The sequence below is a fragment of the Stutzerimonas chloritidismutans genome (genome assembly GCF_020783375.1).
GTDB classification, from domain to species: domain Bacteria; phylum Pseudomonadota; class Gammaproteobacteria; order Pseudomonadales; family Pseudomonadaceae; genus Stutzerimonas; species Stutzerimonas kunmingensis.
In genome coordinates this window covers 2,900,758-2,914,084 of sequence record NZ_CP086067.1, presented here as the reverse complement: position 1 = coordinate 2,914,084, position 13,327 = coordinate 2,900,758, and the positions used below count along the sequence as shown (strand labels likewise).

The window sequence follows — 13,327 nt, the reverse complement described above, 5'->3', positions numbered from 1 at the left end:
CCCGCGGGATCAGGCGCGTCGCTCCACATCGCTGACCGCCATCCGTTCGGATCGCAACTCTTCCAGGGCATGGCGGGTGATCTGCACCGCCGCGCTGATGGAGAGCAACGCCATGATCGTCGCCACGATCAGATCGGGCCATCCGGCGCCGGTGCCGAACACCCCCAGCGCGGCCAGCATCACCGCCAGGTTGCCGAGCGCATCGTTGCGGCTGCATAGCCAGACGCTGCGCATGTTGCTGTCGCCTTCGCGGTAGGCGTAGAGCATGGCGGCCACCGCGATATTGGCCAGCAGCGCGATCACGCCGACGACGCCCATGGTCGAGGCATGCGGCACGCTGCCATCGACGAAATTGCCAATCGCCACCACCAGGATGAACACGCCGAACAGGCCCATCGTCAGCGCCTTGGCCAGCGACGCCCGCGCCCGCATCACCACGCCCAGGCCCAGCACGAACAGGCTGACGCCGTAGTTGGCCGCATCGCCGAAGAAATCCAGCGAGTCCGCCAGCAGCGATACCGACCCCGAGCGCACGCCTGCGCCGATCTCGACACCGAACATCGCCAGGTTGATCAGCAGCGCAATCCAGAGAATGCGCCGATAGCGTCCGCGTGCCGCCGTGGTGGCGCAGCCGCCGCTGCAACAATTTCCCGCCATGACATCGCCTCCAGTTGTCGATGGCGCTACGCTAAACCCTGTAGCCACTACAGGGTCAAGCGATGCCACTCACGATCGGCAAACTCAGCAAGGCCACGGCAGTGAACGTGGAGACCATCCGCTATTACGAGCGCATCGGGCTGCTGGCGGCGCCGTCGCGCACCGAATCCGGCTATCGCACGTTCAGCGAGCAGGACGCCGCGCGGCTGCGTTTCATCAAGCGTGGGCGGGAGCTGGGGTTTTCCCTCGACGAGATCCGCACCATGGTCGAGCTGGCCGACCAGCCCGAGCATGCCTGCACCGATGTCGATCGCCTGGTGCAGACGCATCTGGTCGAAGTGCGCCAGCGCATCGCCGATCTGCAGCGGCTCGAAGCGGAGCTGCAGCGCTTGGCGGGCTGCAGCGAATCGTCGGTCCGCGAGTGCCGCATCATCGAAACCCTGACGGGAGTGCGTCGGCCCTAGGTCCGCGGTGTTGCGCGACTCGGTGCGCACGCACCGCACATCGAGATGTCCAGCGCTGACGAAACGCACGGTCTGCCTTCGGGTTCCAAGGCAATGTCACCAAAGCCCATTGTTGCCAGAGGACAGCTGCCATGATCGATCCAGACGACCCGCTCAAGGATGGCTTGACCCCGCCGGACTACGACGAGTACGGCGATGTGCCGGATTCGGGCGAAAACGATTCAGGCACCGATTCGAACGACCAACCGGAAGCCGATCAGAGCCCGCTCGGCTAGACGCCGGCCAGGCGTGACCTCGCGTGAATGTTCATCCACTGGACAATTCGACCCGCCCGGCCTAAAAAGGCGCGCTGCGCCGAGAGGCGTGAGCGCCAAGCGGCAGCAGCGTGTTTTCCAGAGCCAGGTGAATCGTGAGAAAGAAAAAGCCCGTAGACCCCGTCCGCCAAGCCCAGAAGAACCGCGCCCATCGCATCGGCTGGCTGATTGCCCTGGCTGGCATCGTGGTGGGTTTCGCGCTGGTGATGATGAAATCGGCATAGCCAGTACGTGCCGGCGGTTTCCGTAGCCGCTCACGACGCTGCTGAAAAGCACAGTGCTTTACGAGTGCGGCCGTGTGCAGCAGACAGCCCGCGGCTGTCAGCACGGGCTGCCGGCACCGAATCATCACGAGAGGAATACCATGCCAACCTACGACTACCGCTGCGATGCCAACGGTCAGGTTTATGAAGTTCGCCATGCCATGGCGCTACGGCCGAAAACCTGGGGCGAACTGCGCGCGGCCGGCGCGCTGGCCGAAGATTCGAACATTCCGGACGACGCGCCGGTGACCAAACTGATGACGGCTGCCGGGGTGGTCAACAGCCGCGTATTGAAGAATCCGGAAGCGCCGGCATGTGCCCGCGGCGGCTGTGCCGGCAACTGCCGCTGAGTTCAGCCGCGGACTTGGATGCGGCGTCGCGTCGCTAGGGTGGAAAACGGCGAAGCCTTTTCCACGCGGTTTCCCGAGTTGTTTCGTTAGTAACGCATCTCCAGCATGACCCGGGTCGGTTCGCCGGCGGGCACCTCGAATGCGCTGTCCTCGAAGGACGGTGGGCCCATCACCTTGGGATTGTTCGACAGCCCATAGCCTTCCGTGGGGATCATGCCGAAGCGGCGATCCATCTCGCCGTTGTCGTTCTCGTCATGGTAGGCCAGCACCGCGTAGCGTCCGGGCGGCAGGTCCTTGAACACCAGGGTCACGGCGCCTTGCTCGGCCTTGGCTTTCTGCGCGGCGAACGCCTGGTCGTCCTTGCGGAAGGTTTTCGCGCTGGAATAAACCGCCACGGCCACCTGACCCTTGTCGTGCTGCAGGCCGTCGAGCGTGACCTGCAGTTCCTCGGCATAGGCCGAGGGGACCAAGAGTGCGAGGGCAGCGCCCAGAATCGGAAGTGCTTTCATGCTGTGCTCTTGAAATCGAGGATGCGGAAATCGCCGAATTCAAACGTGGCCGGCGACGCTTGGAGTCGATCACCGCCATCTTCAGCGAACAAGCGAAGCGTTGTCCACGTGCGGCGTGTAGCGCATCCATCGTTCGATCAGAACTGCGGCCCGGAGCGGGTGTTGTTGCCCTTGGCCAGGCGGTCGTAGAGCACCACGTTCACCGTCGCGGCGAGGTTCATGCAGCCGTTGGTGGGGATGTACACCACGTCCTCGCACCAGTCGCGGATTTCCTTGCTCAGCGAGCCGTCCTCGGCACCGAAGATGTACAGCGCGCGATCCGGGTGCGTGTACTCGGGGAGCGAGCGGGCGCCTTCGACCAGCTCCACCGCAACCGGCACGCAGCCGAGCGGGAGAATCTTGCGCAGGTCGTCGATGTTGATCAGCGGAATGTCCTGGTGGACCTTCTTGGTGTCGGTGACGAAGTCCTTGGCGCGGTCGTAGCGGGTGCCGGTGTAGAACACCGAAGCGGCGCCATAGCAGCCTGCGGCACGCATGATCGCCCCCACGTTGGACGGCGATTTCGGGTTGCTCAGGCCGATGCAGGCATAGCGTTTGTTGCTCACGGAAGGGGACTCGCGCGGAAAACGCGCGAGTATACGGGACGGTTTGGTCGGCAACGGGTTTTTAGCGCTGCGCGACCGGGTCAGGGAATGAGCTTGCGCGCCCGCAGCCTGGCGAAGACATCGAAGAACGCCTCGTCGCTGGCCTGGTAATCCAGAAAGCCGAGCTTGCGACTCTTCGACATATCCGTCACCACCTCAATCGGGCGGCCCAGATCGGCATCGGTGTGCCACGGCGAGATAAGCGTGCCGATGTCCGCCTCGGCGAGACCGAACTGCTTCGCCATGTCGCTCCAGATTGCCGCGTCGCCCGCCATCTGCTGCTCCAACGGGGCCGGACCAGCGAACGGCGCGGCGTCGATGCCGAACCACTCGGCAATGCGCGACCACATCCATTTCCAGCGAAACACATCGCCATTGACGACGTTGAAGGCCTGGTTGGCGGCTGCCGGCGTGCTGGCGGCCCAGCGCAGGTGCCGGGCGAGCTGAGCGGCGTCGGTCATGTCGGTCAGGCTGTGCCACTGCACGTCCGAGCCCGGAAAGCGGAAAGGCCGCCCCGTATGGCGGCAGATGGAGGCGTACACGGCCAGCGTGGTGGCCATGTTCATGGCGTTGCCGACCGCGACGCCGGTGATGGTGTGCGGGCGATGCACGCTCCAGCTGAAGCCATCGCGCTCCGCCGCGGCGAACACCTCATCTTCCTGGGCGTAATAGAAGTTCTCGACATCCAGCCGCTCCTGTTCCTCGCGGAACGGCGTCTGCGGCAGCGCACCCTTGCCGTAGGCTTCGAACGGGCCGAGGTAGTGCTTGAGGCCGGTGACCAGGGCGGCATGGCGCAGCGTACCAGCCGGCCGGACGGCTTCGAGCAGGTTGCGTACCATCTGCGCGTTGACGCGGATATTCTCCGCCTCGCTGGCCTGGCGCGCCCAGGTGGTGAGGAAGACGTGAGTGGGTGAAACGCCGGCCAGCGCCGAGGCGAGCGCCTTGGGGTCCAGCAGATCGGCGCTGATCGGCGTGACACCCGCCTCGGTATTCGGCCGGCGAGCCAGTCCGGCGACGTTCCAGCCTCCATCGGCCAGCAGGCGCGACAGCGCGCTGCCGACAATGCCGCTCGCGCCGACCACCAGTGCTTGATTTGTCATGTGCAGACCCCCACAAAGCGAAACAGGCCTGCACCTTACCCACTCGAAAATGCCGATCCAAGTCGGCACCAAATGGTGACCATCCCCCATGCAACCGGGCTCTGACGAAGAACAATGGCGCGAAGACTGCGCACCGAGACGCGTGCTTGAGCTCTTCTCCACCAAGTGGACCAGCATGATTCTGCACACGCTGCATGCCCGGCATGGAGGCACCGCACGCAGTGGCGCATTGCATCGCAGCCTGCCTGGCATCTCCAAGAAAATGCTGATCCAGACGCTTCGCGAACTGGAGCAAAGCGGCCTGATCGAGCGCCACACGCTCGATTCGGTGCCGCCGGCGGTGAGCTATGCGCTCTCGCCGCTGGGCCAGCTGATGGTTGAACCCATCGAACTGATCTACGACTGGGCAAGGCAGAACTCCGGCGCGCTGGATCAGCTGCAGCCCAGAAGCACGTCGCGCAGGCGGGGCTAGATCGCGTTGACGATCTGCTCGCGCAGCCATTGATGGGCCGGGTCGCGATGGGCGCGTTCATGCCAGAGCATGGCCATTTCGTAGCCTGGAATCTCCAGCGGCGCTTCGACGACCTGCAGTGCAACACCCTGAACCAGCCGTTCGGGCAGCATCGCCACCAGGTCGGTGCTTTCCAGCACCGAGCGCAGGAACAGGAAATGCGGCACCGACAGCACCACGCGCCGTTGCAGGCCATGCGTGGCCAGGGCATCGTCGGTGGCACCGTGAAAGCCGCCGCCATCCGGTGAGACGATCACCTGATCCAGCGCGCAGAACTGCTCTAGCGTCGGCCGTCGCCGCAGGCGGGGATGCCCGGCACGGCCGGCCAGCACGTAGCGCTCGGTGAACAGAACACGGCGGCGCAGGTTGGATGGCGATCCGTCGACGGTGTGCAAGGCGAGGTCGATATCACCCTGTTCAGCCTGGCGGGCGATGCGCGAAGGCTGCATCTCTACCACGGCGATGCGTGTGCCCGGTGCGGCGGACCGCAGGCCGGCCAGAGCGGGTAGCACAATGGCGGACTCGCCATAGTCGCTGGCTGCGATGCGCCAGACGTTCTGCGCGGCGCCAGGGTCGAACGGGCTGGCTGGGGCGACGGCTTGCTCCAGCGCCTCCAGCGCCAGGCGCAGGGGCTCGCGCAACGCTTCAGCCCGTGCAGTCGGGCGCATGCCTCGCGGCCCGGGTATCAGCAGAGGATCATCGAAAATGTCCCGCAGCTTGGCCAGGTGCACGCTCACCGAGGGCTGGGAAAAATTCAGGCGCTCTGCGGCGCGGGTGACATTGTGCTCAGCCAGCAACACGTCCAGGGTCACCAGCAGATTCAGATCGAGACGTCTGAGATTATTCATGGCAATACCTGAGATATGGCTTATTCATTTCAAACATACCTGGGCAAGCGACATTCTGCAGCCGTCCCGCTACGGAGGTTTCCCATGAATGTTCTGCTTGTTTATGTCCATCCCGAACCGCGCTCGTTGAATGGCGCGCTGAAGGAATTTGCCGTCCACCGTCTGCAGGCGGCTGGCCATCAGGTCCAGGTTTCCGACTTGTATGCCATGGGCTGGAAGGCCGCGATCGATGCCGGCGACAGTCTAGATCGCGACCCCGAAGCGCGTTTCGATGCTTCCGAGGATTCCCGACGCGCGTTCGCCAGTGGCCGGCAGAGTTCCGACATCGCGGCCGAGCAGGACAAGCTGCGCTGGGCGGATGCGCTGATCCTGCAATTCCCGCTCTGGTGGTTCTCGATGCCGGCGATCCTCAAGGGCTGGGTCGACCGGGTATATGCCTACGGTTTCGCTTATGGCGTCGGAGAGCACTCGGATGCGCGCTGGGGCGATCGCTACGGCGAGGGCTCGATGGTCGGCAAGCGGGCGATGCTGATCGTGACTACCGGCGGCTGGGAATCACACTACAGCCCGCGGGGGATCAACGGGCCCATCGAGGACCTGCTGTTCCCCATCCATCACGGCATCCTGCATTACCCGGGCTTCGATGTGCTGCCACCGTTTCTGGTGCACCGCACCAGCCGCATCGACCGGGCCCGATTCGACACACTCCGCGACGAACTGGGCAAGCGCCTGGACCACCTCTGGCGCACTGAGCCCATCGCCTATCGCAAACAGAACGGCGGCGACTACGACATTCCGGCGCTAACGCTCAGGGCCGAGGTGGCGCCAGGGCAGGTCGGCTTTGTCGCGCATGTCGAACAGCCGTAACAGCTCCAGGGGCAGGGGCGTGTTCTGTCGTTACGTCGTCAGAGTTCCTTGGCGAACCGTTCGACCGCACTGACCACCTGCTTGGCGGCGTCCTGAATCTCGACGATCACCGCACCGGCCTGGTTGGCCAGCCCCAGGCCCTGCACCGCCTGTTCGCGGCTGGCGAACATGTTGCGCACGGCTTCGTCGGCCAGCGCCTGGTTCTGTTGCACCACATTGACGATCTCGTCGGTAGCGGTGCTCGTGCGCGCGGCCAGTTGCCGGACCTCGTCGGCCACCACCGCGAAACCGCGACCCTGGTCGCCAGCCCTGGCGGCCTCGATGGCCGCGTTCAAGGCCAGCAGGTTGGTCTGCGCGGAATGGTCTGGACGATGGAGCTGATCAGCAGCGACTGCTTGCCGAGCGCCTCGATGCCATCGGTGGCGGACTGCACCTGGTCGGTGATCTTCTGCATCGTCACCAGGGTGTCCTTCACCACGCTGGCGCCGCGCTCGGCACTGACGTCGGTCTGCAGCGATATGTCGTAGGCGACGCCCGCGGCTTGCCGCACTTCAGCCTCCCGCATGACCTGATCGGTCACCACGTTGGCGAACTTGACCACCTTGTAGAGGTTGCCTTCGGTGTCGTGCACCGGGTTGTAGGTCGCTTCCAGCCAAACCTCGCGGCCATGGCGGTCGACACGCTTGAAGCGGTCGGCGACGTACTCGCCGCGGTTGAGCTTCTGCCAGAACGCCTTGTAATCCGCCGAAGCGGCATCTTCCGGCGTGCAGAACAGGCTGTGATGTTTGCCTTTGAGCTCCGCGAGCGAATAGCCCATGGTCTGGAGAAACTGCTCATTGGCCGTGACCACCGTTCCGTCCAGATTGAACTGGATAACCGCGGTCGAGCGGAGCAGGGCGGTGATGAATGCCTCGTTCTCCTTCGCCTGATACACGGCCTCGCTGATATCGCTGCCGAAACCCTGAATATGCGAAAGCTTTCCGTCGGCCGTTGCGATCGGATACCAATGGATCTTCAACCAGGCGAGGCTGCCGTCGGCGCGCAGGTACCGATAGTCGTCGCTGACCGGCTCGAGCTTGGCCACCGCGGCGCGAAAGTTGTGAAAGCAGGGCAGGTTCTTCACGTAGGGCGGAACGATCTCGGCCAGGGGCCGGCCCTGGAGATGCCCGTGTGAGTAGCCCAAGGTACTGGCGAATCGATCATTGAACGCGCAGATCTTGAAGTCGGTATCCAGCGTGACCGACAGCATGTCACCGTTCATCTTGCCCATGAGCTGGCGCAGGATTGCCAGCTCGGCATCCTTGGCTTCCAAATCCTTTTTCAAGCGGTTGTTAAACATGCAGGGCATCCAATCGATCTAGTTGTGCTTCCGATATCGGCGAAGAGTGCGGGCGCTTGAGCGACTTCGTGTCGCGCCAGCGAAAGCCGTTGAGCCGACGCGGTGCGTGCCGAAACGAGAACATGAAAGGGTGCGATTACCACGCGTTTGTCTTCGCACTACATGTGATGTGAGCCGTCATCGCCCTCAGAGCTGATCGGCAACTGCCTTCTTGTCGATCACCGACCACACGTTGCGGATCTTTCCCTCGAGGAACTCGTAGAAGACGTTTTCGGTAAAGACGACTCTCTTGCCATTCACAGCAAAGCCAAATAGTTCGCCTGTGGGCGTGCAATCGAACCGCAGCTGTGCCGCCAAATGGGGCGGCTCGACGATGAGCAGCCCGATATTGAACTGCAGATCGGGGATCGCCCGAACGTCGCCCTCAAGCATCTGGCGATAGCCGTCCAGCCCGACGAACTGGCCGTTGTAGTGCACTTCTTCATGGACGAAGCGCTCCAGCTCTGCCCAGCGCCTGTTGTTCAAACAGGCGATGTAGCCCCGGTAGCAATCAGCGATCTCGTCGCCAGTCATGATCGTTCCCCGCAAAGAAAGTCCGATAGTCAGGCTAGCGACTGGCTCAATATACGCCAGCCGCATCGATCGGCCGCACTGGCTGAGGTTATCTGCTCGGCACCGATTACCTGGTCAGTCGAGCACCACGGCGTGGCCCTCCAGAGGATTGATGTCGCCTTTGATCAAGGATTCGGCCAGCGCCTGTGCGGACTCCAGGCCAGCGTGTTCGTGCACCTGCATCCAGGGCTGCCGCGCATCGCTCACCCGAGCGATGAAGGCCAGCTGCGCCTCGTTGAAGCGGCGGGTCACCTCGGCGGGGCCCCAGTCGGCGTTGCGTTTCTTGATCTGATAAGGCGCGAAGTAGGGCTGTGGCTGCGGACCGGCCAGCGTTGCGTCCGTCTTTCTGTATTCGTGGTTCTGGGCTGACCCGGCGAAGCAGTCGTACACCAGGGCATCCTTGAAATGGCTGTGGATCTGCCGGCGTAGATCGGCGCTGCCGGAGAAGTCGACGTAGAGCGTGGGCACGCTCGGGTCCAGCGAAGCGAGTTGGTCGTAGCTTACTGCCTGGCGATAGCAGCCCAGTCCTTTTACGAAGTCCGTGTTGCCCGCGGAAGTCAGCCCGATCAGCTGCACGGCCGGGTTGTCCTGCAGGCAGAACGCGGTGCCATACGCGGTCTTGCTCGAGGCGCTCGACATCAGGATCTGGCGCGCGCCGAAGAAGGCGTTGTCGTCGAGGAAATCGGCCAGCATGAACGAGGTGATGAACAGCGGGCGCAGCAGCATCTGGTAGTTTTCGCTCTCTGCGCGATAGGCGGCGTCGCTGCTGATGCGCTGGTACTGGTTGTAGGCCGAGGTGAGTTCGAGTCGATGTTCGGCGCCGTCGTAGAAACCGCGCTCGGAGGCGCGCACCGGCTGCATCACGACATGGCTGGCGATCGGCCAGAATCCATAGAAGCGTTCACCCTTCGCCAGGCCATCGACGGTGCTCTCCACGACTTCGGCGAAGCCCCACGCCGGCATGTGGAACCACTCGCTATCGCCGGTGGGGTAGAAGTCCCAATAGCGCAGGTGAGGCGTCTCGCCGAATGCGGCGTAGGTGACATTGTTCGTGGTCAGTGCCAGCCGGCTGATACGCAGCAGGGCTTCGCCGGGTTGCAGCTCCGGCATCGGTTGGGTCTGAATGCGGGTCTGCTGCATGTCTTTCTTGTTGTTCTGCAACTGGCGGATGACGCTCATCGATGGCACCTTGGGTTCGTAAATGGACGGCTTCGACTCTATCCCTTTCGTTTCACCGCCGGGTTCGGATTTCATGAGCACACGATTGCCGAGCGCCAAGCCGCTCAAACGGCCGACTCAGCAGCGCGCCAAAGCCACCGTTCAGGCGATTTTCGATACCTATGTTCGGATATGGCAGCGCGACGGCTGGGCTCGATTGACGACCCGTGCGGTCGCACTCGAAGCCGGCGTGGCCATCGGCACCCTGTACGACTACTTCCCCAACAAGCACGCCCTGCACTCGGGCTACGTGCGCTATTGCGTCGAGCAGCTTCTGGAGGCGATTGACGCGCAAGCCGTAGCGCCAACCGCGCTTGCCTGGCCCGAGCGCATCCGCCTATTGGTACGCGCCCTTGCCGGAGTCGAGCCACAGCTGCCCTGGTTCCATCCGGACATGCTCGAACTGGAAACGCTGGTGGCCGAGCCCAAGCATCAGCGTCGGGTCTACGAGGATCTGTTGGCCGCCTGGCATCGGGTCATCGACGCGGCGACCGATCTGCCGGTACGCCCGAGCGCTGCGACGCTGGAAGCGTTGCATCTATCGGTATGGGGCGGCCGCCGCTACGCGATGCTGGTGCAGCTTGAAGCGGATCGGAAGGCTGACTGGGCCAACTGTATGGAGCAGCTGTGCCTGGACAGGCTCGCTGGCCCGTCGCCCCAGCCTGAGCGCGATCAAGCATGAGGCAGCCTTTCGTTTCGTTCAGCTGACTCGCTAAAGAGGGGGCGGCATACGGTCGCCGGGTATCCGGAGGACGGGCAACAGGATGTGCCAGCGCGGCGGTAATTGCCGGGCGATTTCTAGCCGGCCGGGATAATATGCGCGCCCCCATCGTTTCCTCACACATCAGGTCATCATGCCCGGCGATGCTCTCTATACCGACTTGTCGGGTTATTACGATCTCATGTGTGCGGACATCGACTACAGGGCGCAAAGCCACTGTGTCCACCGGTTGCAGCAGCTGTTCGGCAACGGCGGGACGAGGCATCTGGACCTCGCCTGCGGCACTGGCCCGCATGTCCGCCATTTCATCGATGCCGGCTATACCAGCGGCGGGCTCGACATCAACCAGCCGATGCTGGACAGAGCAGCCGCGCGCTGCCCGCAAGCGCAGTTTTCCCTGCAGGACATGTGTGGCTTTGCGGTCGAGCAGCCGGCCGATCTGATCACCTGCTTTCTTTACTCCATTCATTACAGCGCCGAGCTTCAGCGATTGCAGGCCTGTATCGCCAGCGTGCATGCCGCGTTGGCCCCGGGCGGGCTGTTCTGCTTCAACGCCGTGGACAAGCTTCGGATCGACAACGCCTCATTCGTCTCGCACACGGCCAGGCATACGGACGGCCTGTTCACCTTCAGCTCCGGTTGGCACTACCCGGGTGAAGGGGAGCAGCAACTGCTGAGGCTGCGCATCGAAAAATCCGTCGCGGATCAAAGCCAGGTCTGGCACGACGAACACAGGATGGTGGCGGTGAGCTTTACCGAGCTAAGCGAGCTGCTGGAGCGGTACTTCGAAGTGCATGTGCTCGAGCATGACTACGAGAAGATCGTGCCCTGGGACCAGGCATCCGGGAACGCGGTATTCGTCTGCGTGAAGATTTAGCGGCGAAAGGCAGACCCTTCGTCCAGGTCCGTGGAGTGACCAAGCGCTTTCTCGCCCAGTGGCCAGCCTTACGCGCTGTACTGGTATCGCCGCTTCCGACTGTGCCTTTGCGCGCGCCTGCCTCGCTTTGAGAATAGGTCGACTCACTAACGCTGGACCCAGCCATGCACATTGCCATTGTTACCTTTGACGGCTTCAACGAGCTGGACTCGCTGATCGCGCTCGGCATCCTGAACTGCATCAAGCGACCGGGCTGGCGTGTGGCGCTGGCTTCGCCGAGCGAGATGGTCGCCTCGATGAATGGCGTGCGGCTGTATCGACAGGCTTCTCTAGACGAGCTCGAGTTCTGCGACGCCGTGCTGGTCGGCAGCGGCATCAGAACCCGTGAAGTCGCTAAGGATCTCGCAGTGATGCAGCTGCTGGCGCGGCTCAATCCCGCACGCCAGCTGATCGGCGCCCAGTGCTCGGGCACTCTGTTGCTTGCCAAAGCGGGTTTGCTGAACGGCGTTCCCGGCTGCACCGACCTCACCACCAAGCCCTGGGTGCAGGAAGCGGGTATCGAAGTGCTGGAGCAACCGTTCTTCGCGCGCGGCAACCTGGCAACCGCCGGCGGTTATCTGGCGTCCATCTATCTGGCGGCTTGGACGTTGACACGGCTGGTTGGGCTCGATGCGGCAGCCGAGGCGCTGCACTACGTCGCGCCGGTAGGGGAGAAGGAGGACTACGTAGCGCGAGCGCTCGCCAATATCGAGCCGTATCTGAACTGCGCCTGATGATCGCCAATTGGTTGATCAGGTATCTCGATACGGCTGCGTCATAGCGGCTGCGCCTCTCGCGACGGCGCGGTGAGCTGCAACGCCAGACCCATCAACAGCATGATGCCAACAGCCATCAGCAGCCAGGCATCCGCCAGACTCGCCAGTCGGTCACGCAACAGGCCTGCTCCCAGCGGGGCCAGGCCGGCAATCAGGTAGCCGCCGCCCTGAACGAACCCCAGCAGCGAGCCGGCGTCGGCCGAGTCACGTGCATGGTCCATGGCCAGAATCAACGAGAGCGGGAACAGCGCGCCGATACCTACACCCAGCAGAATCGCCGTCGGGATTGCCAGCGCCAGCGGCGCCAATGCCAGGCACAACAACCCGCCCAGCACCACGGCCAACACGCCCAGCACCAGCGGCCGCCGCTGCCGGATTCGTCCGATCAGCGCGGAGAGCAGCAATCCGGCGCCGACTTCCGCCAGGCTGATGCCGCCGAGCAGCAGGCCGCTGTCCGCAGCGCTCCAGCCAAGGCCCGTGTAATAGGGCGGCAGCCACGCCAGCACCAGGGTATAGGCCGCCGTACCGATGCCGAAGAACAGCAACAGACGCCAGGCATGTGACGATTTCAGCGGCAACGGCCGGGACGCGGTTCGCCCTGTAGCGATCGGCGGGCGCGCCAGGCTCCACCAGATCGACAGGGTCAGTACGGCCGGAATCGCCCACAATGCCAAGCCATTCGCCCAACCGAATCGTTCTGCCAGCGGTGCGGCACTGGCAGCGGCGAGAGCAGCGCCGCCCATGATGCCGGTGGTGTAGAGCCCCATCAGCGCACTGGTCCGCTGCGGATGGCAGCGGTGGATGTACGCCGGTATCAGCGCCTGCACCAGGGCAATCCCGACGCCACCCAGTGCGGCGGTGAGGATCAGCCACGCACCGTTCGGAGAGCCCCAGCGCAAGGCACTGGCGAGCGCCACCAGCGTGAGCCCGAGCGCTACGCCACGGCGCTCGCCCAGCTTCGCTTGCAGCATGGCGCCGCCAAGTGCGCAGAATCCCATGGCAGCGATGGGCAGGGTGGTAAGTGCGCCTGCACCGGCGCTGCCCAGACCGGTCGCGGCCTGGATTTCATCGAGTAATGGCCCGATGGCCGCTAGGATAGGCCGCAGGTTGAGGCCTACCAGCAGGACGAGCATGACCGCCAGTATCGCCTCGCCGGCCCGCGATAGTGAAGATGACGCGGGTGATCGAACGGAAAGCATGGCAATCTCCAAGTGGGCA

17 protein-coding genes and 1 pseudogene are annotated in these 13,327 nt (G+C 63.7%); 9 read left to right on the top strand and 9 right to left on the bottom strand.

Annotated features, from left to right (window positions below):
* Positions 1 to 9 precede the first annotated feature (9 nt).
* Positions 10 to 657, bottom strand: a complete 648-nt coding sequence (locus tag LLJ08_RS13450) for a cation efflux transmembrane domain-containing protein (RefSeq protein WP_014819971.1) — start codon at positions 655 to 657, stop codon at positions 10 to 12.
* A 62-nt stretch (positions 658 to 719) separates the two neighbouring features.
* Here LLJ08_RS13450 and LLJ08_RS13445 point away from each other — a divergent pair, with 62 nt between their 5' ends.
* The 4 genes from LLJ08_RS13445 (at position 720) to LLJ08_RS13435 (ending at position 2,048) form a co-directional block, all read left to right on the top strand.
* Entirely contained in the window at positions 720 to 1,121 is a 402-nt protein-coding gene (locus LLJ08_RS13445) for a MerR family transcriptional regulator (protein WP_014819972.1), read from the top strand.
* Positions 1,122 to 1,252: 131 nt separating this feature from the next.
* Positions 1,253 to 1,396 (top strand): hypothetical protein, encoded by a 144-nt coding sequence (locus LLJ08_RS13440; RefSeq protein WP_014819973.1) that lies wholly within the window; start codon positions 1,253 to 1,255, stop codon positions 1,394 to 1,396.
* Between the two features lie 134 nt (positions 1,397 to 1,530).
* A complete protein-coding gene (locus LLJ08_RS20980) occupies positions 1,531 to 1,659 on the top strand; it encodes a hypothetical protein (RefSeq protein WP_023445530.1) in 129 nt (42 codons plus the stop codon).
* 140 nt (positions 1,660 to 1,799) lie between these two features.
* On the top strand, positions 1,800 to 2,048 hold the full coding sequence (locus tag LLJ08_RS13435) for an FmdB family zinc ribbon protein (protein WP_090518954.1): 249 nt from the start codon (positions 1,800 to 1,802) through the stop codon (positions 2,046 to 2,048).
* A gap of 86 nt (positions 2,049 to 2,134) precedes the next feature.
* On the opposite strand, the gene LLJ08_RS13430 is transcribed toward LLJ08_RS13435, so the two are convergent.
* The 3 genes from LLJ08_RS13430 to LLJ08_RS13420 form a co-directional block, all read right to left on the bottom strand.
* A complete protein-coding gene (locus tag LLJ08_RS13430; RefSeq protein WP_228207260.1) occupies positions 2,135 to 2,557 on the bottom strand; it encodes a DUF2141 domain-containing protein in 423 nt (140 codons plus the stop codon).
* Between the two features lie 137 nt (positions 2,558 to 2,694).
* Positions 2,695 to 3,162, bottom strand: coding sequence for an RNA methyltransferase (locus LLJ08_RS13425; RefSeq protein ID WP_003281467.1), 468 nt, complete (start codon positions 3,160 to 3,162; stop codon positions 2,695 to 2,697).
* A gap of 80 nt (positions 3,163 to 3,242) precedes the next feature.
* Positions 3,243 to 4,301, bottom strand: a complete 1,059-nt coding sequence (locus LLJ08_RS13420; protein WP_228207259.1) for an SDR family oxidoreductase — start codon at positions 4,299 to 4,301, stop codon at positions 3,243 to 3,245.
* An 88-nt stretch (positions 4,302 to 4,389) separates the two neighbouring features.
* Between LLJ08_RS13420 and LLJ08_RS13415 the strand changes: the two genes are divergently transcribed.
* Positions 4,390 to 4,773, top strand: coding sequence for a winged helix-turn-helix transcriptional regulator (locus tag LLJ08_RS13415; RefSeq protein WP_042928036.1), 384 nt, complete (start codon positions 4,390 to 4,392; stop codon positions 4,771 to 4,773).
* On the opposite strand, the gene LLJ08_RS13410 is transcribed toward LLJ08_RS13415, so the two are convergent.
* Complete coding sequence (locus LLJ08_RS13410; RefSeq protein WP_228207258.1) at positions 4,770 to 5,660, bottom strand: LysR family transcriptional regulator; 891 nt, start codon at positions 5,658 to 5,660, stop codon at positions 4,770 to 4,772. The genes LLJ08_RS13415 and LLJ08_RS13410 overlap by 4 nt on opposite strands.
* A gap of 84 nt (positions 5,661 to 5,744) precedes the next feature.
* Between LLJ08_RS13410 and LLJ08_RS13405 the strand changes: the two genes are divergently transcribed.
* On the top strand, positions 5,745 to 6,527 hold the full coding sequence (locus tag LLJ08_RS13405; protein ID WP_228207256.1) for an NAD(P)H-dependent oxidoreductase: 783 nt from the start codon (positions 5,745 to 5,747) through the stop codon (positions 6,525 to 6,527).
* A 38-nt stretch (positions 6,528 to 6,565) separates the two neighbouring features.
* Here the strand turns inward: LLJ08_RS13405 and LLJ08_RS13395 are convergent.
* From LLJ08_RS13395 to LLJ08_RS13385, 3 genes and pseudogenes are all read right to left on the bottom strand, one after another.
* Positions 6,566 to 7,866, bottom strand: a pseudogene (locus LLJ08_RS13395) (methyl-accepting chemotaxis protein).
* Between the two features lie 186 nt (positions 7,867 to 8,052).
* Entirely contained in the window at positions 8,053 to 8,439 is a 387-nt protein-coding gene (locus LLJ08_RS13390) for an ester cyclase (RefSeq protein WP_228207254.1), read from the bottom strand.
* Positions 8,440 to 8,553: 114 nt separating this feature from the next.
* Positions 8,554 to 9,657, bottom strand: a complete 1,104-nt coding sequence (locus LLJ08_RS13385) for a DUF2855 family protein (RefSeq protein ID WP_228207252.1) — start codon at positions 9,655 to 9,657, stop codon at positions 8,554 to 8,556.
* 73 nt (positions 9,658 to 9,730) lie between these two features.
* Between LLJ08_RS13385 and LLJ08_RS13380 the strand changes: the two genes are divergently transcribed.
* From LLJ08_RS13380 to LLJ08_RS13370, 3 genes are all read left to right on the top strand, one after another.
* Complete coding sequence (locus LLJ08_RS13380; protein WP_228207251.1) at positions 9,731 to 10,378, top strand: TetR/AcrR family transcriptional regulator; 648 nt, start codon at positions 9,731 to 9,733, stop codon at positions 10,376 to 10,378.
* A gap of 172 nt (positions 10,379 to 10,550) precedes the next feature.
* On the top strand, positions 10,551 to 11,294 hold the full coding sequence (locus LLJ08_RS13375; protein ID WP_228207249.1) for a class I SAM-dependent DNA methyltransferase: 744 nt from the start codon (positions 10,551 to 10,553) through the stop codon (positions 11,292 to 11,294).
* A 164-nt stretch (positions 11,295 to 11,458) separates the two neighbouring features.
* A complete protein-coding gene (locus LLJ08_RS13370) occupies positions 11,459 to 12,067 on the top strand; it encodes a DJ-1/PfpI family protein (RefSeq protein ID WP_228207247.1) in 609 nt (202 codons plus the stop codon).
* Positions 12,068 to 12,108: 41 nt separating this feature from the next.
* Here the strand turns inward: LLJ08_RS13370 and LLJ08_RS13365 are convergent, their stop codons facing one another.
* Positions 12,109 to 13,242 carry an MFS transporter gene (locus LLJ08_RS13365; protein ID WP_228208942.1) on the bottom strand — a complete coding sequence of 378 codons (1,134 nt, stop codon included), beginning with the start codon at positions 13,240 to 13,242 and terminating at the stop codon, positions 12,109 to 12,111.
* Positions 13,243 to 13,327: the final 85 nt, after the last annotated feature.

Coding starts and splice junctions, on each gene's coding strand:
- LLJ08_RS13385 (WP_228207252.1), bottom strand. CDS start 9,657: ATGAGCGTCATCCGCCAGTTGCAGAACAACAAGAAAGACATGCAGCAG.
- LLJ08_RS13410 (WP_228207258.1), bottom strand. CDS start 5,660: ATGAATAATCTCAGACGTCTCGATCTGAATCTGCTGGTGACCCTGGAC.
- LLJ08_RS13450 (WP_014819971.1), bottom strand. CDS start 657: ATGGCGGGAAATTGTTGCAGCGGCGGCTGCGCCACCACGGCGGCACGC.
- LLJ08_RS13380 (WP_228207251.1), top strand. CDS start 9,731: ATGAGCACACGATTGCCGAGCGCCAAGCCGCTCAAACGGCCGACTCAG.
- LLJ08_RS13420 (WP_228207259.1), bottom strand. CDS start 4,301: ATGACAAATCAAGCACTGGTGGTCGGCGCGAGCGGCATTGTCGGCAGC.
- LLJ08_RS13435 (WP_090518954.1), top strand. CDS start 1,800: ATGCCAACCTACGACTACCGCTGCGATGCCAACGGTCAGGTTTATGAA.
- LLJ08_RS13445 (WP_014819972.1), top strand. CDS start 720: ATGCCACTCACGATCGGCAAACTCAGCAAGGCCACGGCAGTGAACGTG.
- LLJ08_RS13390 (WP_228207254.1), bottom strand. CDS start 8,439: ATGACTGGCGACGAGATCGCTGATTGCTACCGGGGCTACATCGCCTGT.
- LLJ08_RS13375 (WP_228207249.1), top strand. CDS start 10,551: ATGCCCGGCGATGCTCTCTATACCGACTTGTCGGGTTATTACGATCTC.
- LLJ08_RS13365 (WP_228208942.1), bottom strand. CDS start 13,242: ATGCTCGTCCTGCTGGTAGGCCTCAACCTGCGGCCTATCCTAGCGGCC.
- LLJ08_RS13440 (WP_014819973.1), top strand. CDS start 1,253: ATGATCGATCCAGACGACCCGCTCAAGGATGGCTTGACCCCGCCGGAC.
- LLJ08_RS13430 (WP_228207260.1), bottom strand. CDS start 2,557: ATGAAAGCACTTCCGATTCTGGGCGCTGCCCTCGCACTCTTGGTCCCC.
- LLJ08_RS13370 (WP_228207247.1), top strand. CDS start 11,459: ATGCACATTGCCATTGTTACCTTTGACGGCTTCAACGAGCTGGACTCG.
- LLJ08_RS13405 (WP_228207256.1), top strand. CDS start 5,745: ATGAATGTTCTGCTTGTTTATGTCCATCCCGAACCGCGCTCGTTGAAT.
- LLJ08_RS13415 (WP_042928036.1), top strand. CDS start 4,390: ATGCAACCGGGCTCTGACGAAGAACAATGGCGCGAAGACTGCGCACCG.